The following is a 25,038-nucleotide window of genomic DNA, read 5'->3' on the forward strand; positions in this document are numbered from 1 at the left end:
GGATAAGACGGATTATTATTTTCTGCTAGCGTTCCTCTTATGTGTCTGATTTGCATGAAAGAGATTTAATAGCGATTTATATAAGATTGGTAAACGTAGCTATCAATAGTAATTGTTTATATTTTTTGTTTCTTTATTAACTATGACATGGCTATTTATTTTGAAATAAAAAGCAGAGCAACAAAATATGCCTGCTTTCAATTTATCTGTTGCTACAATACTATTAGCGATACTAATAAATATAACATTTTAAACTTTGTGGTTTTTATCTGATAGCGGTGGAGGGCATGGATACTTGCCATCATGTTGCGGCTGGTTTTTTGCTGGTTGGCTATCATGATGTTCTTTTGCTGGCGGCAACGGGCGGCCACTCTTGTCTTTCGGCGGTTCAGGTGGGCGTTTACATCTCACCCCCGATTGTTTTTGTGCTTCTTTATTAATAGGTTGTGTGGCAAAGCTAGAGGCTGCATTCAATAGCAACATTGATACACCACAAAACATCAGTAACTTCTTCATTCTCGCTCCAGTTATTCAATAGGAATACATCATCACCATAACGGATTGTTCTTTCAGTTTTCTTGGCGAGATTTGTAATGATATTATCAAGTTGAGTGTCTGTAGTTATCTATTAGAGAGTATCATCATTCCAAACCTACACTGATTCATTGGTGTATGTTATAGTTCACAGTGTTATTATTAGCGCCATCAGTAGACTAGTTATAATTTCATTTTTTCTTGTTCTAAATTATAGGTGATTTACTTTATGTCTTTATTTTCTTTTTATCATAACTGCCTGAATGCTTTGACTGGGAAAGTATTTGGTCAGCACCGTAAAGGTGAACCAGTGAAGAGAGAGAATGGGAAAGATAAATTATCTAATCTTCAACTGGATGTACTGTTGAATGCGGAAAAACAGGTCGCGATTATTACCACCGACTTAGAGAGTCGGATCACCATATTTAATGTGGGTGCGGAGCGAATGTTTGGCTATTCTAAAGATGAAGTCTTGGGAAGCCCTATTTCGGATATACTGCACATTCCAGAGTTTGGTAAGGATCAAGCTGAGCTGGATTATTTATTGCTTAATCGGCGTGATGCCAGCGAGTGGTGTTATCAGCGCCAAGATGGGAAACGTTTCTGGGGAGCACTTAGTGTCCATGAAATAACTGCCGATAATAACCAGACCGTGGGTTATATTAGTGTGATTGCTGATGTTTCGGAAAGAAAATTCCTGCTGATGAAGCTGGAAGAAAGTAAGCAGATGATGGATCGTTTAACTAAGAATTTACCAGCAATGATTTATGCTTATTATTTAGATGCAGAGGGTAAATCTTATTTTAAATATTGTAGCGAGGGTGTCAGAAAAATATTTGCTCTGTCACCGGCTGATGTTTTGTATGTGCCCAGAGAGGAAAACCCTCTGTTTAGCCGCGTGCATACTGACGATATGGATATGCTAAAACAGGCGGTAGCCATCTCTCAACAGAATCTATCTGTCTGGCGCTGCGATTTTCGCGTGGTGTTGCCGGGCAAAGGTACACACTGGCTCCATGGTGAGTCTTTCCCGACGCTTCAGGATGATGGGGCTGTTATTTGGTATGGCTCGTTTTTCGATATTACTGAACTTAAACAGTCAGAATCGATCCTCAAGGCGTTGTCACAAACCGATGTATTAACTGGGGTAGCCAATCGTCGCCACTTTGATGATATCTATCAGCACATCTGGCAAAAAAACCAGATCGAAGGCGGTTCTCTGTCTGTGTTGATGATCGATTTTGATAATTTCAAAAGCTTTAACGACCTTTATGGTCATGCAATGGGGGATGTTTGTTTGAAATCCATTGTCGAAACTTTGTCAAAATCTATTCGTGGTGGTTCAGACATTTTGGCGCGCTATGGCGGCGAGGAGTTTATTGTATTGCTAGCACCCAGTACCCTGGCGGATGCGAAAGCGGTTGCCGAGCGCATGCGTCACTCCATTGAGGAGTTAGATATTCCCCATGGGATATCGCCAGAGGGGCGGGTGACCATCAGCATTGGTGTGGCTTCGGTATCCGCGCCGGGTGAGTCTATTTCGGCGACAGACTTGTCGGATGCTGCGGATAAAGCGTTATATCGGGCGAAAACCACGGGGAAAAACCGCGTGGAAGCGGTGGTGCTGAACTGATACGTAAAGAGCGTGTGGGGCAGGGAAGAGAGTCATTACTGCCCCACAGAGAGTCGATTTAGGATAGTTAATGTCTAGTTGTCGTGATCCTGAGCTTCACGCAGGCGTTCTTGCTCTTCAGCTATAACCGCTTTGATTTCCTCCAGTACACCCTCAACATCAGCCGCTTCGGTGCTTTCTGCAAACTCACCAGTCAGTTGCGTTTCTGGATGCAGTTTACCATCCTCATAAAGTGCCCACATCTCTTTGGCATACTTACGATTAAGCAGTTCTGGTGCGTATTGGCCATAATAGTGTGTCATGTTTGCGACATCCCGCTCCAGCATGGCTTTAGCATGATTGTTCGCCGCAGCATTGACGGCTTGCGGTAAATCGATAATGACCGGGCCCTCTTTATCAATTAAGACATTAAACTCTGATAAATCGCCATGAACCAGACCGGCGCAAAGCATCCGTACCACATATTGGATCATCAACGCATGGTCAATCAGCGCTTGTTCTCTGCTAAATGGCACATCACTCAGGCGGGGGGCGGCAAGGCCATCTGCATCGGTGACCAGTTCCATCAATAAAACACCATCAAGGCATGCATAAGGTTGAGGTACCCGAACACCGGCATTGGCGAGCAGGTACAAGGCATCCACCTCGGCAGTTTGCCAGGTCTCTTCCTGTTGCTTGCGGCCAAATTTAGAACCTTTGGCCATGGCTCGCGCGTCACGACTGTTACGAACCTTACGCCCTTCCTGATACTGAACAGCCTGTTTGAAACTGCGGTTTTCAGCTTCTTTATAGACTTTAGCGCAGCGGATATCCTGCCCACAACGGACAACGTATACATCAGCTTCTTTGCCACTTTTCAAACGACGGATGACTTCGTCAACCAAGCCGTCATCAACCAGCGGTTGGATTCGTTTTGGAATTTTCATGGCGTCCTTGTACCCTATTTAAGCCCGCGATGGAATGGCTTTGGCTGAATTTTCCTTCAGTTTACCATTCGCGCCCATCAGCGGGTGGGTTTTTACTGAGTATCAGGCAGCACTGAACTGGGCATTATGCAATTTTGCATAGGCACCTTTACGGGCCAGCAATTCATAATGGTCGCCCTGTTCCACAATCCCTTCCTTATCGACCACAATGATACGATCGGCATTTTGAATCGTGGCTAAGCGATGGGCAATCACCAACGTCGTTCTGCCTTGTGATAATTCCGTTAGCGCAAGCTGGATGGCTTGTTCAGTGGCAGTATCAAGCGCGGAGGTGGCTTCATCCAGAATCAAAATCGGTGGATTTTTCAGGAAAATACGTGCAATTGACAAGCGCTGTTTCTGCCCACCGGATAATTTCACTCCGCGCTCACCAACAACGGTATCCAGTCCATCAGGCAAGCTTTCAATCAACTCATCTAGCCGGGCTTGTTGTGCTGCAACCATTATTTCATCGTCGCTGGCATCGAGTTTACCGTAAGCAATATTCTCACGGATAGATCCGCCGAATAAGAAAACGTCCTGCTGAACAATACCGATATTATTACGCAATGATTGCTGAGTCATATCACGGATATCAATACCATCAATCGTGATTGCCCCCTCATCGAGTTCATAAAAGCGGGGCAGCAGTGAGCATAACGTGGTTTTACCCGCCCCCGATGGCCCGACGAATGCCACGGTTTCGCCAGCCCGGATTTGCAGGTTCAAATGGGTGAAAATTTTATTCTGCGGTGAATAACCGAAACTGACATTGTGATAACAAATATCGCCATGCAAATGGCCAACAGGGCGAGCGTTTGGTTGGTCAACAATATCAGGCAGTGTATCTATCAATTGAGTGAATCGCTTAAAACCGGCAATTCCTTTCGGATAACTTTCCAGGACTGAGGTTATTTTCGCCACCGGGCGAAAAAACACTTCAACTAATAACAGAAATCCGACAAAACCGCCGTAACTCAACTGGTCATGCACGACGTACCAGGTACCGGCAACCATCACAATTAACTGCACCAGACGGGTACTGAGGTAGCTCATAGTCATACTGGTGGTCATGATGCGGTAAGCCCGCAATTTGGTGGTGCGGTAGCTTTCGTTATCTGCGGCGAACAATTTCTTTTCATGAGATTCATTAGCGAAAGCTTTGACGACACGAATACCGCCGATACTTTCCTCAATGCGGGCATTAAAATTGCCAACTTGACCAAACAGTTTGCGCCAGGTTTCGGTCATCTGTGAACCGTAGCGGCTGACCAGATAGGTCATAAAGGGTACGATGATGATGGTGAGCATCGCCAGTGGTAAATGGACGGATGCCATCAAAATGAATGCACCGATAAAGGTCATAATGGCAATAAAAAGATCTTCAGGACCGTGGTGGGCAATTTCTCCAACCTCTTCAAGGTCTTTGGTGACGTGGGTGATAATATGGCCGGTCTTCATATTGTCGTAATAGCTAAATGATAATTTTTGCAGATGGCTAAAAGCCTGGCGACGCATGTCGGTTTCGATACCCACACCCAATGCGTGCCCCCAGTAGTTAACAATCGCCATTAGCGCAGTATTGAGCAGATAAATCATCAACAGGCCAGTTGCCGCCCAAACGATCAACACCCAATCTTGATTGGGAAGTAATTTATCAATGAACAGTTTTACCGCCATCGGGAAACTCAGCTCCAGCAGCCCGGCCAAAATGGCACAGCCAAAGTCCAGATAAAAAAGCCCTTTGTACGGGGCATAATAAGAAAAGAAACGGCGGAGCATTGGGGTATCCTTACAATTACAGAGGAGAAATCGGTACAAATGTCGGAAAAGCTGTTCGCTGCATTATAAATGTAAATGGTTCTTAATAGCATTTATTTTGCTATTTATTATCCGATAATAGAATTCTTATCTGTGAGAATATGCATTGAAGCCAAGATTATATCGAGTATTGTTAGTCAGATAATAGCGAGGAGCAGTAGCAATGAATTTGACCATGACAGATGCCCCAACGACTGAAGATATTGCAGAAATCATTGAGGGGTTGAAGGCTTTTAACCGTAAATTTGTTGGTGATAATGGTCGTAAACCATTAGCCGTATTTATCACAGGAGAAGATGGCGAAAAGTTGGGAGGGATTACCGGATATACATTAGGTAATTGCCTGAGTATTGAATTGTTATGGGTATCGGATGCATTACGTCACTCAGGGGCTGGTACTAACTTGATGAACGCAGCCGAACAGGAAGCAATACAGCGGGGATGCAAGTTTGCCCAAGTAGATACATTCAGCTTCCAGGCTCGCCCGTTCTATGAAAAACAGGGTTATCAATTGAAAATGACGCTAGAAAATGTACTGGGTGAGTACCACCGTTATTATTTGACTAAAAATCTGATTAACTAGTTTGGCAGCACAAACCGACTATGCGCAGTTTAAATTCAAATGGTATCAAGACCTATGTCTAATAGGTCTATTTTGTCACTGATACATAAAGAGGCTACCGCTGTGAGTGTATATACGCCTTAATATTAGTGTCACGCCCACTCAACAGTGAATATTCAGCTTTTAAAGGAGGCTCACATTTTCTCTGAATTGCATCTATAGGCGTGGGTCTTCTATTAGGTTATTCTGTTTTACATTGGATTAGTTAATGTAAATGGAAATGAATATGGCGGCTTCATCAAATAAAAAGCTCTCGCTGTGGTCATTAACCTCGCTGGTCGTGGGTTCAATGATAGGTGCTGGTATTTTCTCTTTACCTGCTACATTCGGCCGAGCAACCGGAGGATTGGGTGCCATCATCGCGTGGATTATTGCTGGTGGCGGAATGTTAACTCTGGCCTTTGTTTTTCAGACTTTGGCACAACGTAAGCCAGATTTGGATTCCGGTGTTTATATTTATGCTAAAACTGGGTTTGGTGATTATGCTGGTTTTGCCTCAGCCATTGGTTTTTGGGCTGGCGCCTGTATCGGAAGTGTTTCCTATTTTGTTTTGATCAAATCAACATTGGGAGCCTTCTTCCCACTATTTGGTGATGGTAATACGTTATCCGCTGTCTTAATTGCGTCATTAATCTTGTGGAGTTTTCATTTTATGGTGTTGCGCGGCATCAAAGAAGCCGCAGCAATCAATACTATTGCCACCTTTGCTAAAGTTATTCCGATATTTATTTTTGTTATTGTGCTGGCATTTGCATTTCATACAGATACGTTTGCATTAAACTTCTGGGGTTCCCAATCTTTGTCTGGTGTCGGTGATCTCTCCCATTTGGATGACTATGGTTATACCGGTCATGCGGCATTAGATATTGGTGCAACATCAGAGACACTATTTGCTCAAGTGCGCAGTACTATGTTGGTCACCGTATTTGTTTTTGTGGGTATTGAAGGGGCGAGTGTTTATTCCCGTTACGCTAAAGAAAGAAAGCATGTTGGTATTGCTACTGTTCTCGGTTTTATTGGTGTTTTATGTTTACTGGTATTAGTGACAATGCTTTCCTATGGCGTGCTGCTTCGTCCTGATCTTGCTGCTTTACGGCAACCCTCAATGGCTGGGGTGTTAGAACATATAGTGGGTCGATGGGGCGCTATATTTATCAGCATCGGGCTGATTATCTCCGTTATGGGTGCGTATCTGTCATGGACCCTATTGGCGGCTGAAGCACTCTATTCCGCAGCAAAAAGTAATATCATGCCGCAGATATTTGCAACGGAGAATAAGCGCGGGGTGCCATCGGCAGCGGTTTGGATGTCGAATATTTTTATCCAATTATTCTTAATTGTTACTCTCTTCACTGAGTATGCGTTCCAGTTGGCACTGGAACTCACTAGCTCATTAGTTTTGATCCCCTATTTGCTGGTTGCGGCTTATGGGCTGAAATTGGCCTGGACCCGAGAAACCTATTCGGTAGGTTCGGTCGAGCTGAAGAAAGATTTTATTTTTGCTTTGATAGCAACACTATATGCCATATTAATGGTCTACGCGGGCGGGTTGAAATACATATTACTGTCAGCAGTGATATATGGTCCGGGAACTGTGCTGTTTATCATCGCGAAGCGTGAGCAAAAGAGAGCAATATTCGCGCCGATTGAAAAATGTCTTTTTGCCGTGGCCATGATTACCGCTTTAGCCGCTCTGTATAGCCTCGCCACAGGGGTAATTACGGTATAATAACGTCGGTGATACAGTAATTGTCCACTGAACAGAGATGACATTATATTATCGCCACAAACACTTAATCAAAGCTAATGTATTTTGCGCCTATCCCTAACTTTACAATGGATGGGCTTGATCTATAACACAGAGTACGACAGGATCGCGTTGGAATAACTAATGATTAGGTTGATATCCGATAGAAATGTATCCATTATAAAATGCGATTTTTCTTATATAGAGTTAGGATTGGTGTGCGCCAATCAGTAGGTATTGCTTTGAAAAAACAACAAAATATTACCCCGAATAGTGATTATTCTGCGGGAATTGGCGATGCGCAATTTGCGCTCGTGGTTTTACTTACAACATCATGTTTGCTGATTGCAATAACATTGATTGCGATCCTATGGTTAATCTAATGATACGCCATAGAAATTAGGGGGAGTGTATGGATAAGAGCTTGTTTGATGACAACAAAGTCATCGCATTGATCGGTTTACTGTTGGCGGCACTCATTGTCGTCAGTGTCATGTTTGCGATGACCTATATGGCGGATCGCCAACGTAACGAAGCACAACCTATTGATGTACAGAATTGCTATAAAAAGAACTGAAAAGCGTTATTCGCCGGAAAGCAGTGGTAAGCATTCAGGCGAATCGTGGGCATTGCGGAGTGTTATGCCAGCTTCTGATGAATAGCATGCAAGGGCAACGCGATATTCAGGTCAATATCAGTATTTTGCCTGAAATCATACGGAGTGATACCGTAACGTTTTCTGAACATGTAAGTAAAATGTGACTGTGAGCCAAAGCCAAAGTCCAATGCGATATCAAAAATCGTACTATCACTACTTCTTAGTTGATAAACCGCGCCCGCTAAGCGTCTTTCCCGAATGTATTTACCCAGCGATACCCCGGTCACTTCTTTAAATATTTTCTGCATATGCCAAAGCGAATAGCCTGAATACACGGCTAACTCTTCAAGGTAGATGACCCGCCCTAGATGGGTTTCGACCCATTTACTGAGGGCGCAGACTAACGCGAGATGATTTTCTTGTGACATTATTTAGTCTGTTTTTTCTGGATAGGAGTAGAGCAGTATACACAAGTTGAATCGAACAACACAAAACACCAAATTGCTCCCGATTGAACAAAATAGACCATAAAGACTTTTCAGACAGTGTTTGCAAAAGATTTTTCTGGTGCCATAGTAAAAGGGTAGTGTCATCAGGAAGGGGTCTATCCCGAGGATAAAGGGTTGAGTTTGGAAAAATAGAAATTAAAAATGATGAGGTGATCGCATGTTAATAACGGTGATTATGACTCTGATAGCGGTTGTCGGCGTAACCGTTTTTTTAAAGATGCCAGTAATGGTCCTGCATAAAGGTAAAGGCGCAGGAGGTGATGAACTGTGAGATTAGGAATATTGTGATCGATTTACATCTAATGAGTTTCCTCTAGAACCAGGTGATTGATAATTTCATGCCTGGTTTTTTTATATCCTCTTCGTACTGACGTTAGCTTTCTTGCCATCTCATATCTGCTTCTTTCTTTCAAAAAGAGGGGGCAATTGATTAAGCACATCATCGACATCGGTTGTAGGTATTTCATTAGCCAAGGATAATGTTAGTCTCTCGAGTCGACAAGAGCAGTGCAGGTTAAAGAAATATTTCAGCAAGCGTGATATCCTTTTACGATATTACTGAGAAGGAATTATGCATGTCTGAAATGTTTACTAATGACCAAGAGCTGGTGTCAGACTTGGTTGCCTGCCAACTGGTGATTAAGCAAATCCTTGATGTGATTGATATCATTGCTCCGGTGGAGGTGCGAGATAAAATGTCCCATCAACTTAAAGCTATTGATTTCTCTACACACCCGGCAGGGGCGGACCCAGTGACTAAGCGAGCGATTGAGAAAGCCATTGCATTAATTGATATGAAATTTAGCCAAAAATAACAGCTACCGTTTAAGGCTGTCTGCAAGTAGGGCGGTAGTATCAGGCTAGCGGCCGTGGGGGAAATGCACTGCGGGTTATGAATAGCAAACCCGCAGTTCAATTATTCAAAAACGTTATTGCCGATCTTTTTCACTAATGGGCAGTTACTGACACCAATGACACCATTTTCACCGTTTATAAATTGAGCGGTTGTAACAGTTCTTGCCGTCAGATATTTACACTGCAAACCAATGCCTGCGGCGTTTTTCTCACTGCCAATAAGCACGCCATAGCCTGAAAAGAGAAGGCCCAAGTATATGATTGCTACCACCAAAACCAGTCTGAATAAACTCATGTAGTCACTCCATGTAATTAGTTTTACTTATTTTTTAGGATAAATATTTAACAGTTTAACGAGTAATGATAAGTTAGTTAATAGTAAAAATCCTAAATCATATTGATTTATAAGACTAAACAGTAAATTCTTATAAAAAATGTTGTTACAGAGCTATAGTGCACATCAGTAATTACATTTTGGCTATAAATGGTTGATGTTTAATACAGTATAATTAAAAAAAACATTACAGAAGGTGCCCGATTTGAACATTAAGAAACTTGTCGCAACGGTAGGGATCATTGCCGTTTGCTGCTTGTTTTATCTATTAGCCCTTGATAGTTATTGCGATCAGGGGGGGACTTTTTCTACCGGTATTTGTGCTATCACTTCGATTATTCCATGGTAAGGATAGCCTATTATGCTTAGCTATAATAACGATAGATAACTATTACTGTTAGTTATCGTTATTAAGTATGAATCACTTATTCAGATCCCCTTTGTGGTGGGCAGAGTGATAAGATAGCGCCTTAGCCACGTATGTCATAGGGTAGTCAATGTTAGATACAAATATGGGGGCACTGGGTGTCATCCCAATTGCTTTATCGCTGCTTACTGTCATTTTCTTCTTGATAGTCTGGTTCTTTTTGAGCCGTGCCAGTGTACGAGCAAATGAACAAATCCGTTTGTTACACGAAATTGCCGAACAACAAAAACGGCAAACCGAATTGCTCAATGCTTTACTGGAAAATGCTACGGGTGTCAGGCATGAGCAAGACGATAGTGATATTGTTTCGCCTCTCGACTTTAAAGGGTTTATTCCAGAGCGATAAATCCCCCCGATTCTGATGCTGTCACCAGGCGGTATCAGAATATCGTCGTAGCTAGAGTGATGGTTTCTCCTGCATAGCCGGCATTATCTTTTTGCGCGATGTGAGTTTGCCCCTTTATTTAGCCCAATATACTGCGCTGATTGTCATAAATTTGTCTTATTTTCGCCGTAATGTAGCCAGAACTTTTCAAGACAACGGTGATTCTAATGATTAAATGGTATGAAGAAAGTGACACTGAAGTGAACCGAAATATTGCACTGCTGACAGGGGAAGATCCCGATAAGTGGTATCCATACGGTGGAGTTAAAGGTAAGGACTACTGCAAAAACCCTTCTGATGCCTGGCCTATCATCTATGCCAATAAAATTGGCCTCTATTCCCCTGAAGTTAATGATAATAATCAGTGGAATGCTCGGATTACCAATCCGCAAGGTGAGTGGCAAGCCTACAGCCAAAGTCCACTTCGTGCCGCGATGATTTGTTACCTGCTCAGCCAAGATATTTGAGTAAATATTGATGATTTTCGACCGCGTGGATACCCATATGCTGAGCGCGTGGCGTGACCAACGGTAAGCGATTCTCTGACTGACTTCTTGGAGCTGATGATGAAACGTATTATTAAAGGGGATTCAAATTTATCTCACCTGGTCATTGCCCATGCGGCGATTGACCACCATCAAAAGTCTTATGGTGAGCGGCGCCAAGGCTGGCCTTCAACTTATCTTATCCGCTATAAAAATAATCGCGTGGCGGTTGAAGTTGTCACCCGGAGTCAATCTTATGTCGCGACATTGATGATTGGGGCCAGGAATCTGAGTAAGTTATGTGGCATATCTGCGTTACAACCCTAAACAGGCAAAGCATCATTGTCCTCTAATCAAATCCTTCCCATGTAAACATCGGCTGATTGATCCTTCTCCGATAGTCAGCTAACCACCTTTATTCTTGCTGCAATTAGGTTTAAGTGTTAAAAAACCGCCGCAGATTCATTTATGAAAGCGCTGTTTAGCACGTTAGTGCGTAATAGGTGCGGCAGAGGATAGGATGGAACAGCAGTTGCAGGATTCAACACTAAAACGCGGTTTAAAAAATCGACATATTCAACTGATTGCCTTGGGTGGTGCGATTGGGACCGGATTATTTTTAGGGATAGCTCAGACGATTAAGATGGCTGGCCCTTCAGTGATACTCGGCTACGCCATCGGTGGTTTTATCGCTTTTCTCATTATGCGTCAGCTCGGTGAGATGGTTGTCGAAGAGCCAGTTGCAGGTTCATTTAGTCATTTTGCGTATAAATATTGGGGCGATTTCGCTGGCTTCTTATCTGGTTGGAACTACTGGGCGATGTTTATACTGGTTGGTATGGCTGAATTGACCGCCGTCGGTATTTATATTCAATACTGGTGGCCAGAGATTCCCACCTGGGTTTCCGCTGCTGTATTTTTTGTCTTAATAAATGCCATCAATCTTATTAACGTACGAATGTATGGTGAAACTGAATTCTGGTTCGCAATCATCAAGGTTGTTGCCATTATCGGTATGATTGTGTTCGGTGCATATCTGCTGGCTTCCGGTACTGGTGGGCCTGAGGCATCGGTTACTAACCTCTGGGCACAAGGTGGGTTTATGCCCCATGGCTTGAGCGGATTAGTGATGGCGATGGCGGTGATTATGTTTTCTTTTGGTGGCTTGGAGATGGTTGGCATTACGGCCGCTGAAGCTGAAGATCCCCATCACAGTATCCCTAAAGCAACCAATCAGGTTGTCTATCGCATCCTCATTTTTTACATCGGTTCATTGGCGGTACTGCTTTCCCTATATCCGTGGGGCAAAGTGGTTGAAGGCGGTAGCCCCTTTGTGATGATTTTCCATGCGTTAGATAGCAATTGGGTTGCAACAATCTTGAATGTAGTGGTTTTGACCGCCGCGCTATCGGTTTACAACAGCGGTGTTTATTGTAATAGCCGCATGTTATTTGGCTTGGCATCGCAGGGGAATGCGCCTAAGTTGTTGACCCGAGTTAATAAACGTGGCGTGCCTATTCTGTCAATCGCACTTTCGGCGTTGGCCACCTCAGCCGGTGTTGTTATTAACTATGTTATGCCGGGCAAAGCGTTTGAACTGCTTATGGCGCTGGTTGTTTCAACATTGGTCATTAACTGGGTGATGATTTGTTTAGCTCACCTCAAATTCCGGGCTGCGAAGGTGCAAGAAGGCGTAGAACCGCGGTTTAAGGCGCTATGGTACCCATACGGTAATTATCTGTGCCTGGTGTTTCTGTCGTTGATTCTGGTCATTATGTATCTCACTGATGGTATTCAGATCTCAGTGCTAATGATGCCAGTTTGGGTTGCGCTATTGTGGTGCGGTTTTATACTCACTCGGCGTAAACATAAGCGGCATAAACTGAATGTAAATGACTCAGATGTAGCCTGATTGAAGTGTTAGCATAAAAGTGCCGGGCGATTAACTGTATGAAAAATCAAGCCCGGCTGTTATCACCTAAGACGCTATTTGTTGTGTTTAAATAATCAGCAATAAACTAAGCGGATACTCAGCATAGTTTTAATTGATGAGAACTATCGTATTTTTTTGGATCAATTAACGCTAATTGAGATTAATTCTTAATAGTCGCCTATAACCACTTTAATTGCATGGTTTAAATAGTTAAATAATAGAGTCCATTAGAATTGCCAGCGCATCCAGGTAAACAAAACATTACCATTATTATAAGTGCCGGGAATATAGGTGCTTTGTAGTGAAAACTTATTATATTCAATAGAAATAAGTGGCAAAGGCAATGGGACAGGAATGTAATAATATTCATGACGTGCGGTAATGCTGGCGGTAAAGCCTACGCCAAAACGCCAGCCGTCCATCGCTCCCGGTATCCACATTTTTTGATAGCCATAACCTATAATGGGTTCAATTTGGTTGTGCGAATCCATAAATGCCATCGCATACACAGAGTGCCAGTTGTTATCCTCATCATAGCGATACTTGCCATAGCCGATACCCCATGGCCGCTCATTGTATGACTCTATCTTGTCATCATCGTAGGTCCAGCGGTTGTGCCAGGTATTCAGCGGGATATACAGCTCCTGGTTTGGTGAATCCCAGGTAAGCGAGATGTTGCTCGTCAGGCGTTGCCACAAGCTTTCATTGCTGGTTTGCGGGTTATGCTGCCCTATAGATGTCGGTGTTGGCTGATAGTCTTCCTCCGCCAATACAGTAGCGGCCTGACCCCACCATAAGCTACTGAGAATACAGGTGTTGATAATATATTTACAATTCATAACATGGCTCTCTGATGCCCATAAGGCGAAATAAGATATCTGTGCATCAGATAATCTTTGTACTTATCAAAATAAGAGTGATTAATAGATTATTTATAATTGCGTGGAGCTTATAATCTCGAACCTAAACCACACTATAACGATAAAGTAATTTAGAGTTTTCAACTGTACATCAGTGCTATTAAATTCTGTTTCAGAAAAGTTAAGAATATATCAAGAGGAATTTCTCACACTAAATGTAGGTGGACTAGGCTACATTTCACCCTGGTGAATTAACTAATAATGCGTGCTTTAGGCGATATTCATGCAGATTAAATAAAGTGCTATCGCACCTTGTTGGTGCGATGCAGCTAATTTTTCTTGTGTATTGCACCTATATAGCACAATACCAGTCCATATGGAGAGCCAATCTTTTAGTATTAAATTTGGCATTTGAGTTTATATTTTTATATAACAAGGGGCTCTCCTTACTGTTGGGGGTAGGTTGTGCAATTGTGCTTCATAACAAAGTCGCCAATAAATTATTTCTGATTTTTGAGCAAAGATAAGATTCAAACTATAACCTGATATTAAGTAAGGGGTTAGCTAGCAAGCTTGCCCCTGTGACAGTCACTAGATGAAGAGAGTGAGCCGTCAGCGCTGGGGAGGGATATATTCAATTATTATATATTTAATGCTAATAAAATTTATACCACTGTGATTTTCGGTTCGATGCTGGGGATGGAAAACAGTAAATATCCACGTAAGCAGTATTATAAAAAGTGTTAGCTGAAATGTTAAAAACCAGTAAGAAAGCGCGATAGGCCAGTATAAAAAAATAGAGCAGAAAATACGATGACCTTCAACAAATTTCAGCATATTTACGCATTCTTTATGAGCAAGCGTTTCAAATATGTGCGACAGGTTCACCCTTGATTAAAAATGGCTTGCCATCGAATACAGAGTATGTGATAACGCATATGGGTAAAACGAGGTACAGTTCTGTATATGTGTGGCATTTTCAGTAAAGAAGTTCTGAGTAAAGACGTTAGCGTTGAATACCGCTTCTCTGCCGATCCTTATCTTAGTGCCTCAAGCAGTAACGACTCTAGTTTGTCTATGTAAACGCCTACGGGCGAGTTAAACAATCCAAAGGAAATACTCAAGATGGCAAAGATCAAAGGTCAAGTTAAGTGGTTCAACGAGTCTAAAGGTTTCGGTTTCATCACTCCAGCTGACGGCAGCAAAGATGTGTTCGTACACTTCTCTGCAATCCAGGGTAATGGTTTCAAAACCCTGGCTGAAGGCCAGAACGTAGAGTTCGAAATCCAAGACGGTCAGAAAGGTCCGTCTGCAGTAAACGTTACTGCAATCTAATCAGCTCTTTTGCTGTAAAAACCCGCCTTTGTGCGGGTTTTTTCGTATTCAGGGTGCGATAAGTATTATCTATCCGTTAAGGCAAAATAATTAAGCCGGAATGTTGATTACGGCCTTTAATCCCTGGATGGGTTGAGTCAATCGCTTGCTGCTGGCTGGTTCGGCGGAAACTGGTATATTTGAAGTGACTTTTATTATCATCATGTTGAATAGTCGTACAAATAGTACAACTGCCCACATGATCGACTTGATGAATACCTGCACTTCGTAATTGGTGTTCAGCAATGGCCGCTAAGTTGAGGTGGCGAAAACGGGGTGAAATGATATTTTTAGCCAGTGGTAATTTATTAGTAAACCTTTCGACCAACTCCTCATTGACTTCATAGCAGCAAGACTGTGCGGCAGGCCCGATGGCTGCAACCCAATTTACAGGGTCATCATCGCGCGCAATACGCTCAACCATCTTTAAGATAATACCATCAAATAAGCCCCGCCAACCAGCATGAACCACCGCAATGGCTCTCCCTTGTTGTTGGCTAAAAATGATTGGCAGACAATCAGCCGTCAGAACGGTCAATAAAATGCCTGCTTGAGTGGTATAGAAACCATCGGCTTCACCACACTCTTGTCCCGGGGCGGTCACATCGATAATCGTAGTGCCATGAACCTGCTTTTTAATGGCTTGTGAAGCCTGATATGGCAAGAGGCAGGAAGGTAACAGGGCCGATTTATTGCCAAAACCATGGCAGAGGGTGGTGATCCGGCTAAGTTGTGGTGAAAAATCAGTCATAGAACCTACCTAATGAAGAAAAAGAACGCCACTCAGTGTAAGCCGATTTTTAAGTTATTGACCAGTCACCTTTTCTTTTAAATCGCCGTTAGTGAATTGTTGCAAAATAATGCATCTTGTATCACTGTTTTGGCACCCGTTAGTGTCTGGGATAGGGTTTAATGGCAGCTATGATGCTCGCTATTCTCCAGGGTTGATCTTAATGATTCCTAAACCAAAAACTGACAGTAATAACTTTATTCGTTGGCGCTTTGGCTTGTTGTGTAGTTGTATTTTAATGTCACTTTTTGGCCTGCTGGCACGGGTTGCCTGGCTGCAAGTTATTGAACCGGATCCGCTGGTAAAAGAAGAGGACATGCGTTCAGTGCGTGTGGTGGCAACACCCAATACACGCGGTATGATAACTGATCGTGGCGGGCATCCGTTGGCGGTCAGTGTCCCGGTCGAGGCCATTTGGGCTGATGCCAAAACGGTACTGGAAAAAGGCGGGGTAGGTACTACCGAACGCTGGCAGGCATTGGCACAGGAACTCAATATGCCAATAGGTCAATTAATCAACCGTATCAATCAAAACCCCAATGCCCGTTTTATCTATCTTGCCCGACAAGTTGAACCTAATGTTGCTGAGTACATTCAACGCTTGAAACTGCCCGGTATCGCGACCAAAGCGGAGTCACGGCGTTTTTATCCGTCCGGTGATGTGGCGGCCAATTTAATTGGTTTCACTAATATAGATGACCAGGGTATTGAAGGCGTAGAAAAGAGTTTTAACTCGCTATTAAGTGGCACCGCTGGCAGTAGAGTGGTACGTAAAGATCGCTTTGGCCGAGTGGTTGAGGATATCTCTTCTACTGATAGCCACCCGGGACAGAATGTTGAACTCAGTATTGATGAGCGTTTGCAGGCTGAAACATCCCATGCGCTGACCAATGCTGTCATGTTTAATAAGGCTGATTCTGGCTCCGCAGTGGTTATTGATATTAATACTGGCGAAGTCTTGGCGATGGCCAACTATCCCACCTTTAATCCGAATAACCGCGCAGCCACGGCGGAAGAGAATTTTCGTAATCGGGCTATCAGCGATATTTTTGAGCCGGGTTCGACAGTCAAACCGATGGTGGTAATGACTGCATTACAACATCATCTGGTAAAGCCAGACAGCGTACTGGATACCCATCCTTATGTGCTGAGTGGGCACCAAATTAAAGATGTGGGTTTTTATCCCGCGCTATCGTTGACCGGCGTATTGCAGAAATCAAGTGATGTTGGCGTCTCTCGTCTGGCGTTGGCAATGCCGTCTTCGGCATTAATGGAAACCTATGCGTTGTTTGGTTTGGGAAAACCGACTCAGTTAGGCCTTACCGGTGAAAGTAGTGGGTTAATGCCACAGCGGCAACGCTGGAGTGATCTGGATCGTGCTACCTTTTCTTTCGGTTACGGCTTGATGGTGACACCGCTGCAACTGGCTCGAGTCTATGCCACCATCGGCAGCTTCGGTATTTATCGGCCATTATCGATTACTAAGGTCGATCCTCCGGTGTTAGGGCTACGGGTATTCCCCGAGGATCTGGTGCGGCAAGTGGAACATATGATGGAAAGTGTGGCGCTGCCCGGCGGTGGCGGAATGAAAGCGGCCGTCAGGGGATACCGGGTTGCCGTTAAGACGGGGACTGCTAAGAAGATTGGGCCAAATGGCCAGTATATTGATAAATATGTGGCTTATACCGCGGGTGTCGCGCCTGCCAGCCAACCCCGTTTTGCATTGGTGGTCGTGATAAACAATCCGCAAGGCGGCAAATACTATGGCGGCGCGGTTTCTGCCCCGGTATTTAGCGATATTATGGGGCAAATTTTGCGCACCATGAATGTTGAACCTGACGCTATCCCGGCAGGGATGGTACACCATAGCTGATATTCGACCGATTTATGGCGTTAAACAGTGGCTTGCAACGGTGGAAGTGCTTCTTTAGACTAACGCCGTGTCTGTCCGCGATTCTGGCGGTTATTTGTCTGTCATCTGGAAATCAACCATGTCTTATCAGTGCCCCCTTTGTCATCAGGCTTTGCAGCTTAGCGTGCAGCAGTGGCGTTGCAGCAATAATCATCAGTTCGATTGCGCCAAAGAGGGTTACGTCAATTTGATGCCAGTGCAGCACAAGGGATCGAAACAACCAGGAGATAGCCCGGAGATGATGCAGGCCCGGCGGGCATTTCTTGATGCGGGATATTATCAGCCCTTGCAACAGCGGGTCTGCGAGCTTCTGGATGCAGCGTTACCACTGGATGCCACCATGTTGCTGGATATCGGTTGTGGTGAAGGTTATTACACCGGCGCTGTGGCAGATAGGTTAAATCGGCGGCGTCAAATGGCTGTTTTCGGTTTAGATGTGGCAAAAGTCGCCGTAAGGTATGGCGCAAAGCGCTATCAACAGGTGAGCTTCTGTGTAGCTTCCAGCCATCGCTTACCTTTTGCCCATAACTCGCTTGATGCGGTATTAAGGATTTATGCACCGTGCAAAGCGGCGGAGTTATCACGTACCGTGAAACCTGGCGGGATTGTGGTTACTGTTGCCCCTGGGCCGCGTCATCTCTATCAGTTAAAAGCACTGATCTACCCAGAAGTACAACTCCACGGTGATGCACAAGAGCACCTTGAGGGGTTTGACTTGCTGAGTTGCGAAAAACTGGCTTATGAAATGAAACTTCCGGGTAAGCAGAGTTTTAATTTATTGCAGATGACCCCTTTTGCCTGGCGGGCATCAATCGAAATGGGGCAGGAGTTGGCTGCGCGGCAGGCATTTATCTGTGAAACTGACTTTGTCATTGCGTTGCACCGCCGCAGAGAAGAGCCTACGGCTGAAATTGCAGCCGTGAGCAGTGACCAATAGTCTATGCTGTTAGCGTTGGCCTGACAGTGTTCGGGCCACGAGTCTTATATAAATTATATCAATCCAGATTTGATTTTTAAAAATCACCAATACCTTAATATTAGCTAACTCCCCTAAGGTAAACTCTCATTATTATTTTAATATATTTATAGTGTGACATTCCCTGGTGTAGAATCATTAATTAACTTAAGTCAAATTCATGGTTTTTTTATATTTTACTGAAGTGGTTTATTTAAGATCTAAGTTTCGCCAGGTTCGACCACCGGATTCAGTCACCAGTATAGAGGGTATGAACCGTACCTCCTCGGCAATTTTTAGTGCTAAATCAGCGACCTCTTGTTTGTTTAGTGTGCCACTGCCATAATTGAATTCCCCTTCAGGCAATTTATAGACTTTTTCCCGACCAATAAGGCGGGTAAAGCCGGCATCAATCATTTTCTTATTAAGTGACTCGTAATCGCCTTCCACTGCATTATGCAAAACAACACTAACCGTAAAGTACGGCATATCTATTTGTTCCAAGCTATAAGATGATTATCTTTATATAGCACAGCACTGACAGCGATATTTTGACCAAAGTCTAATTGCGCGACATACAAACCAATAACCCTGATAAAATTGTGTCATTAAGGGCGATTGAGTTAATGCGCTTCTGATGATTGGTCAATTTGATGAGTGGGTGGCAGTCATCGCCACCCAGACAAGAAGGGTTTAGAGTGAGAGTGATAGCCGGTTACGGCCTGCGTGTTTTGCTGCATAACAGGCGATATCTGCCTGACGCATGGCTTGTGCGGCATTCTCAGTTTGGCGAGTTAGCGGGACGGCGCCCAGACTTGCGGTAAATGTATACGATTGACCGTGCCAATGAAATTGGATGGCGGCAATATCGGCAACCACAGATTCCAGAATGTCTGTTGCAGGCTTGTTTTGACAATTAAACAACACGATAGCAAACTCATCGCCACCTAAACGGGCAACAATGTCATTTTCACGAACGGCTTGTTGCATGGTTTGTGCCACCATTCTCAGCACCATATCCCCAGCTTCATGACCTGCGGTATCGTTAACATCTTTGAAATAGTCTAAATCGACATAACAGAGGATATGCTGCTCGTTATCCCCCAATTGGCTGATTGACTGGGTGAGCCGCTCTTCCAGTCGACGCCGATTAATCAGGCCAGTTAGCATGTCATGATTGGCCTGATATTGCAGTTCGCGCTGTGCATGGCGGGCGCGAGTCACATCCTGAAATACCACGACCGCGCCAGTGAGTATATTGTCACGATCGCGGATCGGCGAGGCAGAACAGCGAATCTCTTGCCGTTCTCCTTGGCTTGATAATAACTGGCTGCCTTCTGGTAATAAGGTATTGCGCCCCTCGGCCAAACACTGATTGAAGGCAAGTAACTGATTTTTATCTTGCAACGGAGACCACAAAATAAAAACGTCTTCAATAGGCAAACCGCAGGATTCATTTTGGCTACGCCCGGTCATCTCTTCGGCTTTGGGGTTCATCAGTACCACACGGCCTTCTGTGTCGAGGGAGATAATCCCCTCCTGGATAGATGACAACACCCGATGCAGTTGCTCGCGCTCTTCATAACGCGCGACCTCACTGGCGCGCAGTGCATCTTCGCGTTGTTTGCGCTCACTCATATCACGGATTATTTCGGCATAACCGAGAAGTTTCCCATTATTGTCATGGACTACTGTTATGACTGTCACTGCCCAGTAGCGCGTCATATCTTTGCGAACCAGCCAGCCCTCACGCTCCATTCGACTCGTCGATGCTGCGGTCTTCAGCAACTTCTCCGGTAACCCGGCGGCAATATCCTCGGGTAAAAAGAAACAACCGAAATGCTGACCAATTATCTCATTACTGGCATAGCCAATATTCCGTTCAGCACCGTGGTTCCAGGTACTGACCCGGCCCCAAGGGTCAAGCATTAAAATAGCGTAATCCTCAACAGTATCAACCATTAAGCGAAAACGCTCTTCACTGATGCGCAGTGCTTCTTCTCGTTGACGACGCTCGGTGAGATCACGGACAATTTTGGTAAATCCCAACAGTTTGCCACTGTCATCATGCATTGGGTTAATTGCTACACTGGCCCAATAGCGAATACCGTTTTTGCGCACATGCCAGCCTTCGCTCTGGTAATTACCTTCTGCGGTGGCTTTGGCGAGTGATTTCTCCGGCACCCCAGCAGAAATATCCTCCTGTGTGAACAGCAACGCAAAATGTTCACCGATTATTTCATCGCTGGTATAGCCTTCATTCCGTTCTCCACCTTTATTCCAGGTGAGAATTCGGCCATGAGTATCGATCATGTAAATAGCATAGTCTTCAACTTCACTGATCAGATGACGAAACTGTTCCTCACTCTTTCGCAGCGCATTTTCGCGCTGCCATTTATCCGTCAAGTCGCGGGTAACATGGACGAATCCCTGCAAAATATGGTCTGAATCATGCAGCGCACTCAGCGTAATATTACCCCAAAAACGTTTACCATTCTTACGCACCCGCCAGCCCTGGGTTTCATAGTGGCCAAACTGATTGGCATGTTGCAGCCCTTTGGTCGGTAATTTGTTCGCCAAATCCTCTGGGGTATAAAACAGTTCGAAAGATTGACCAATAACTTCTTCGCTAGCGTAACCGGCATTGCGTTCTGCGCCACTGTTCCAAGTGAGGATATGTCCTTGAGCATCAATGATGTATATGGCGTAGTCATCAACGGCTTCAATCAAGAGCCGGAAAATATGATCGTCAAATGATGCTGGATGCAAAGCCATTCCTGTATTTCCTTGAATTAATATTCAGCCACCTTTGGCTGAGCGGATCGAGAGCCAGAAGGGTTAATCTGTTATTGCGGTAAAAGTAATGTAGCAGTCTATCGCTAACAGATGAAATTAGGTAATGAGAATTTTCTTACCAGAAATAAATACACGATAAGAATTGTAATGGATATGAGGGTTACGCTTATCAAGCCTGTCATTACGGGACTTCAGGTAAGGAACTGATGTCAATATAACAGGGAGAAAGAATAAATCGCCTTATTAATAATAGGGGGTGGCGTGAATAACCCATAAAAATTGACTTAAGTAGGGAAGGGGAAATTAGTCTGGTCGTATATAAAAGTAATTTACGCAATCATTTCCCCTCATTTGGGGCCATAAGATTACCGACCGAGATCATGTTCATTACATAACTGATCTAATTTTTTCACGATACAAAAAATAACCCCGCAGAAGTGCAGAAATGCTTGCATCGGCAACTGTTATCAGGATAATTCTGAATCCTTATAATAAGCATTCTCATTATTAACAAAATTGCAAACTTCAGGGGCATCAACACGATGAATCAAACTATCTCTACCCGCGCAAATCAGAAGCGGCTTGCACCACGTCTTTTGTGCGTGATGATCGGTGCGGCATTAGGGACTTTGTCTGCATCTGTATGGGCAGCAACAGCCACAGACAATACGGCTGAAAGCAGCAAAAAGGCTAGCACAACAGCTGATGCCACTCAGGTTGATAGCAGCAAAACAACGGATACTATTACCGTGGTCGGGACGCAAGAGACCTTCCGTGCCGGTGGTAATGATCTTATTCCAACCTATCTGGACGGTCAGGTAGCTAACGGTGGGCGTATTGGCTTCCTGGGGCAGCAAGATGCGCGCAACGTACCTTTTAACGTGATTGGCTACACATCTAAATTGGTAGAAGACCAGCAAGCGCGGACACTGGCTGATGTGGTCAAAAACGATGCTTCAGTACAGAACGTGCGCGGCTACGGTAATGCTTCACAGAACTTCCGTATTCGTGGTTTTAATCTCGATGGGGATGATATCTCGTTCGGCGGTCTGTTCGGCGTACTGCCACGTCAGGTGGTTGATACCAGTATGGTCGAGCGAGTTGAAGTGTTTAAAGGCCCGAACGTATTTGTAAACGGTATTTCGCCGAGCGGCAGCGGTGTGGGAGGGATGATTAACCTGGAGCCTAAACGTGCCGGTGATACTCCATTGACGCGTGTTAGTGTGGATTATACTTCTTCTGCCAAGGTTGGTGGTGCGTTGGATGTCGGTCGCCGCTTTGGTGACAATGACCAATTCGGTGTGCGGGTTAATGTGCTGCACCGCGAAGGCGAAACGGCGATTCATGATCAGAACGAGCGCACGACCGCACTCTCAACCGGTTTAGATTACCGTGGTGACCGCGCCCGTACTTCTTTAGATATTGGATATCAAAAACAAACCGTTCACGGTATGCGTACTGATGTTGCCATTGGTAGTGCGACGGTGATTCCAGAACCACCGGCAGCCACCTTAAACTATGGTCAGCAGTGGGTCTATACCGATATGGCAACCACCTTCGGTATGCTGCGTAGTGAGTATGATTTAAGCCAGAACTGGACGGTATACGGTACCCTCGGTGCCAGCCACAATGACGAAACCGGGCAATATGGCTCACCAACGCTGACTGATAATAATGGCAACGCCACCATCAGCCGTCTGTATGTGCCTTATGTTTCGGACTCTATTGCTGGTTTAGGGGGGATTCGTGGTCATTTTGAAACCGGCCCAGTAACCCATAAGATGAATCTCGGTTATGCCGCTAACTACCGAACGGCTAAATCTGCCTGGAATATGTCAGGACCAGTAGACACCAATATCTATAACCCAGGGGTAATCCCATTCCCCCCAACTGCTTTTGCTAGCCCTAATCAAGACCCAACACTAAACAGTCAGGTTCGGGCCAGTAGCATCTCGGTGTCGGATACCCTGTCGGCAATGGATGATAAAGTGCAGTTGATGCTGGGGCTGCGCCGTCAGGAAGTGGTTATTCGCAATTTTGACAGTGGTGTACCAGACAGTAAAAACGTGCAAGATGCCATGAAAGTGACACCGGTATATGGCTTGCTGGTTAAACCGTGGGAAAATGTTTCCCTGTATGCTAACCACATTGAAGCATTATCGCCGGGGAAGGTCGCGCCTTGGTATACCGCCAATGCGGGTAATGTTACCGGTATTATTCATGCTAAACAGAATGAAGTTGGCGTGAAATTCGATAACAAGCGCTATGGCGGTACCTTGGCTCTGTTTGAAATCACCAGACCTGCCGGTGCCATTGATGCAACAACCAATATCTACGCCTTGGGTGGTGAACAGCGTAACCGCGGCGTTGAACTGAACGTATTCGGTGAACCGGTATTTGGTACTCGTCTGTTAGGTAGTGCCGTGTGGTTGGACCCGATACTGACCGAAGCGCAAAGCAGTCAAAATAATGGTAATTATGCTGTGGGTGTGGCTCGCTATCAGTTAGTGTTTGGCGGTGAGTACGATATTAAAGCAGTAGAAGGTTTGACGGCTACTGGTACTGTCACACGTTCTGGTTCGCAGTATGCTAACCAGGAAAACACCTTAAAACTAAAACCATGGACCCGTCTGGATCTGGGCATGCGTTACACCATGCCGCTGAAAGAGACCAATCTGATCTGGCGTGCAAATCTCGAGAACGTGACCAACGAACGTTACTGGGAGTCGGTTGAAGATACCGGTACTTATATGTACCAAGGTAATCCGCGTGAGCTAAAACTGTCTGTTTCCATGGACTTCTAATCAGAGGTTGATGCCCGTTTACTAAGCGGCATCGGAACCATAATAAACCCCGCGATTCTTTGAATGCGGGGTTTATTTTTGCCCAATGATTTTATCGGCAGAATAGACGTGTTTTAGCCATTAAGCGACCCGATAGATATGCTCATACAGAATATTAAAGCCGATCGCTATCAAGACTATCCCACCAATGATTTCGGCACGCTTACCCAATAATGGGCCAATATAACGGCCAATCAGCATACCTAAGGTAGCCATAATCATGGTCGCCAGACCGATCGCCATGGCGGTGTGGACAATATTCACTTGTAAGAAGGCTAAACCGACACCAATTGCCATAGCATCAAGGCTGGTAGCAATTGCGGTCATGACCAAAACCCAGAAGCTGTGGCTGCGCATTTTTTCAGTCTCTGCAACTTGTTGTTTCGCACCCTCAAAAATCATGCGGCAACCAAGAATAAACAGCAGACTGAAAGCAATCCAGTGATCCCATTCCAGAATATATTGACTGGCGAACAGGCCGATACACCAACCTATGAGTGGGGTGATAGCTTCTATTACGCCAAAAATAAGGCCAGTACGTAGTGCTTCTCGAAAACGGGGTTTGTGTAGACTGGCGCCTTTACCAATAGATGCAGCAAATGCATCCATAGACATAGCAAAAGCAAGGATAAGAGTTGCAGATAGATTCATAGCAATAAA

General features: G+C 44.6%; 26 protein-coding genes. 16 read left to right on the top strand and 10 right to left on the bottom strand.

Annotation, left to right across the window (positions count from 1 at the left end; translation table 11 throughout):
• Nucleotides 1–249: 249 nt before the first annotated feature.
• Entirely contained in the window at nt 250–516 is a 267-nt protein-coding gene (locus V1953_RS08515) for a hypothetical protein (protein WP_083158572.1), read from the bottom strand.
• Nucleotides 517–763: 247 nt separating this feature from the next.
• Here V1953_RS08515 and V1953_RS08520 point away from each other — a divergent pair, with 247 nt between their 5' ends.
• Nucleotides 764–2,167, top strand: a complete 1,404-nt coding sequence (locus V1953_RS08520) for a sensor domain-containing diguanylate cyclase (RefSeq protein ID WP_442820808.1) — start codon at nt 764–766, stop codon at nt 2,165–2,167.
• A 74-nt stretch (nt 2,168–2,241) separates the two neighbouring features.
• Here the strand turns inward: V1953_RS08520 and V1953_RS08525 are convergent, their stop codons facing one another.
• Together V1953_RS08525 and V1953_RS08530 are read right to left on the bottom strand one after the other, a co-directional pair.
• Nucleotides 2,242–3,093, bottom strand: a complete 852-nt coding sequence (locus V1953_RS08525) for a PA4780 family RIO1-like protein kinase (protein WP_083158573.1) — start codon at nt 3,091–3,093, stop codon at nt 2,242–2,244.
• A 102-nt stretch (nt 3,094–3,195) separates the two neighbouring features.
• Nucleotides 3,196–4,914: an ABC transporter ATP-binding protein gene (locus V1953_RS08530; RefSeq protein ID WP_420073735.1), complete on the bottom strand. Its 1,719-nt coding sequence runs from the start codon at nt 4,912–4,914 to the stop codon at nt 3,196–3,198.
• 202 nt (nt 4,915–5,116) lie between these two features.
• Between V1953_RS08530 and V1953_RS08535 the strand changes: the two genes are divergently transcribed.
• The 4 genes from V1953_RS08535 to V1953_RS08550 all read left to right on the top strand — a co-directional run bounded on the left by V1953_RS08535 (nt 5,117) and on the right by V1953_RS08550 (nt 7,899).
• Nucleotides 5,117–5,536 carry a GNAT family N-acetyltransferase gene (locus V1953_RS08535; protein ID WP_420073734.1) on the top strand — a complete coding sequence of 140 codons (420 nt, stop codon included), beginning with the start codon at nt 5,117–5,119 and terminating at the stop codon, nt 5,534–5,536.
• A gap of 265 nt (nt 5,537–5,801) precedes the next feature.
• On the top strand, nt 5,802–7,304 hold the full coding sequence (locus V1953_RS08540) for a basic amino acid/polyamine antiporter (protein WP_083158576.1): 1,503 nt from the start codon (nt 5,802–5,804) through the stop codon (nt 7,302–7,304).
• A 203-nt stretch (nt 7,305–7,507) separates the two neighbouring features.
• Nucleotides 7,508–7,705, top strand: coding sequence for a hypothetical protein (locus tag V1953_RS08545; protein WP_083158577.1), 198 nt, complete (start codon nt 7,508–7,510; stop codon nt 7,703–7,705).
• A gap of 29 nt (nt 7,706–7,734) precedes the next feature.
• Nucleotides 7,735–7,899: a hypothetical protein gene (locus tag V1953_RS08550; RefSeq protein ID WP_083158578.1), complete on the top strand. Its 165-nt coding sequence runs from the start codon at nt 7,735–7,737 to the stop codon at nt 7,897–7,899.
• 62 nt (nt 7,900–7,961) lie between these two features.
• On the opposite strand, the gene V1953_RS08555 is transcribed toward V1953_RS08550, so the two are convergent.
• The gene (locus V1953_RS08555) at nt 7,962–8,348 is read right to left on the bottom strand and encodes a helix-turn-helix domain-containing protein (protein WP_038632374.1); all 387 of its coding nucleotides are present in this window, start codon (nt 8,346–8,348) and stop codon (nt 7,962–7,964) included.
• A 656-nt stretch (nt 8,349–9,004) separates the two neighbouring features.
• On the opposite strand from V1953_RS08555, the gene V1953_RS08560 reads away from it, so the two are divergent.
• Nucleotides 9,005–9,244, top strand: a complete 240-nt coding sequence (locus V1953_RS08560) for a DUF2766 family protein (protein WP_083158579.1) — start codon at nt 9,005–9,007, stop codon at nt 9,242–9,244.
• A gap of 101 nt (nt 9,245–9,345) precedes the next feature.
• On the opposite strand, the gene V1953_RS08565 is transcribed toward V1953_RS08560, so the two are convergent.
• Nucleotides 9,346–9,579, bottom strand: a complete 234-nt coding sequence (locus V1953_RS08565; protein ID WP_442820810.1) for a YobH family protein — start codon at nt 9,577–9,579, stop codon at nt 9,346–9,348.
• 244 nt (nt 9,580–9,823) lie between these two features.
• Here V1953_RS08565 and V1953_RS08570 point away from each other — a divergent pair, with 244 nt between their 5' ends.
• From V1953_RS08570 to V1953_RS08590, 5 genes are all read left to right on the top strand, one after another.
• Complete coding sequence (locus V1953_RS08570; protein ID WP_072081862.1) at nt 9,824–9,967, top strand: PhoP/PhoQ regulator MgrB; 144 nt, start codon at nt 9,824–9,826, stop codon at nt 9,965–9,967.
• 148 nt (nt 9,968–10,115) lie between these two features.
• Nucleotides 10,116–10,391: a YebO family protein gene (locus tag V1953_RS08575; protein ID WP_083158580.1), complete on the top strand. Its 276-nt coding sequence runs from the start codon at nt 10,116–10,118 to the stop codon at nt 10,389–10,391.
• Between the two features lie 206 nt (nt 10,392–10,597).
• Entirely contained in the window at nt 10,598–10,897 is a 300-nt protein-coding gene (locus tag V1953_RS08580; protein ID WP_083158581.1) for a phage protein NinX family protein, read from the top strand.
• 96 nt (nt 10,898–10,993) lie between these two features.
• A complete protein-coding gene (locus V1953_RS08585; RefSeq protein WP_083158582.1) occupies nt 10,994–11,242 on the top strand; it encodes a DUF4060 family protein in 249 nt (82 codons plus the stop codon).
• A 193-nt stretch (nt 11,243–11,435) separates the two neighbouring features.
• Nucleotides 11,436–12,827 carry an amino acid permease gene (locus tag V1953_RS08590; protein WP_442848652.1) on the top strand — a complete coding sequence of 464 codons (1,392 nt, stop codon included), beginning with the start codon at nt 11,436–11,438 and terminating at the stop codon, nt 12,825–12,827.
• A gap of 248 nt (nt 12,828–13,075) precedes the next feature.
• On the opposite strand, the gene pagP is transcribed toward V1953_RS08590, so the two are convergent.
• Nucleotides 13,076–13,687 carry a lipid IV(A) palmitoyltransferase PagP gene (pagP, locus tag V1953_RS08595; RefSeq protein WP_083158584.1) on the bottom strand — a complete coding sequence of 204 codons (612 nt, stop codon included), beginning with the start codon at nt 13,685–13,687 and terminating at the stop codon, nt 13,076–13,078.
• Nucleotides 13,688–14,674: 987 nt separating this feature from the next.
• On the opposite strand from pagP, the gene V1953_RS08600 reads away from it, so the two are divergent.
• A complete protein-coding gene (locus tag V1953_RS08600; RefSeq protein ID WP_002211058.1) occupies nt 14,675–14,791 on the top strand; it encodes a DUF2627 domain-containing protein in 117 nt (38 codons plus the stop codon).
• Nucleotides 14,792–14,833: 42 nt separating this feature from the next.
• The gene (gene cspE, locus V1953_RS08605; protein ID WP_002221949.1) at nt 14,834–15,043 is read left to right on the top strand and encodes a transcription antiterminator/RNA stability regulator CspE; all 210 of its coding nucleotides are present in this window, start codon (nt 14,834–14,836) and stop codon (nt 15,041–15,043) included.
• A gap of 76 nt (nt 15,044–15,119) precedes the next feature.
• On the opposite strand, the gene pgeF is transcribed toward cspE, so the two are convergent.
• On the bottom strand, nt 15,120–15,833 hold the full coding sequence (gene pgeF / locus V1953_RS08610; protein ID WP_420073460.1) for a peptidoglycan editing factor PgeF: 714 nt from the start codon (nt 15,831–15,833) through the stop codon (nt 15,120–15,122).
• A gap of 202 nt (nt 15,834–16,035) precedes the next feature.
• On the opposite strand from pgeF, the gene ftsI reads away from it, so the two are divergent.
• Nucleotides 16,036–17,745, top strand: coding sequence for a peptidoglycan glycosyltransferase FtsI (ftsI, locus tag V1953_RS08615; RefSeq protein ID WP_083158586.1), 1,710 nt, complete (start codon nt 16,036–16,038; stop codon nt 17,743–17,745).
• 118 nt (nt 17,746–17,863) lie between these two features.
• On the top strand, nt 17,864–18,721 hold the full coding sequence (rlmA, locus tag V1953_RS08620) for a 23S rRNA (guanine(745)-N(1))-methyltransferase (RefSeq protein ID WP_083158587.1): 858 nt from the start codon (nt 17,864–17,866) through the stop codon (nt 18,719–18,721).
• Between the two features lie 228 nt (nt 18,722–18,949).
• Here rlmA and V1953_RS08625 read toward each other — a convergent pair whose 3' ends face one another.
• Together V1953_RS08625 and V1953_RS08630 are read right to left on the bottom strand one after the other, a co-directional pair.
• Nucleotides 18,950–19,228 carry a hypothetical protein gene (locus tag V1953_RS08625; RefSeq protein ID WP_083158588.1) on the bottom strand — a complete coding sequence of 93 codons (279 nt, stop codon included), beginning with the start codon at nt 19,226–19,228 and terminating at the stop codon, nt 18,950–18,952.
• A gap of 204 nt (nt 19,229–19,432) precedes the next feature.
• On the bottom strand, nt 19,433–21,514 hold the full coding sequence (locus tag V1953_RS08630) for a PAS domain S-box protein (RefSeq protein WP_372569265.1): 2,082 nt from the start codon (nt 21,512–21,514) through the stop codon (nt 19,433–19,435).
• A 563-nt stretch (nt 21,515–22,077) separates the two neighbouring features.
• On the opposite strand from V1953_RS08630, the gene V1953_RS08635 reads away from it, so the two are divergent.
• Complete coding sequence (locus V1953_RS08635; RefSeq protein WP_193784645.1) at nt 22,078–24,339, top strand: TonB-dependent receptor; 2,262 nt, start codon at nt 22,078–22,080, stop codon at nt 24,337–24,339.
• 120 nt (nt 24,340–24,459) lie between these two features.
• On the opposite strand, the gene mntP is transcribed toward V1953_RS08635, so the two are convergent.
• Nucleotides 24,460–25,029, bottom strand: a complete 570-nt coding sequence (gene mntP / locus V1953_RS08640) for a manganese efflux pump MntP (protein WP_083158590.1) — start codon at nt 25,027–25,029, stop codon at nt 24,460–24,462.
• Nucleotides 25,030–25,038: the final 9 nt, after the last annotated feature.

Source organism: Yersinia sp. 2541 StPb PI, assembly GCF_052217145.1.
GTDB classification, from domain to species: domain Bacteria; phylum Pseudomonadota; class Gammaproteobacteria; order Enterobacterales; family Enterobacteriaceae; genus Yersinia; species Yersinia enterocolitica_E.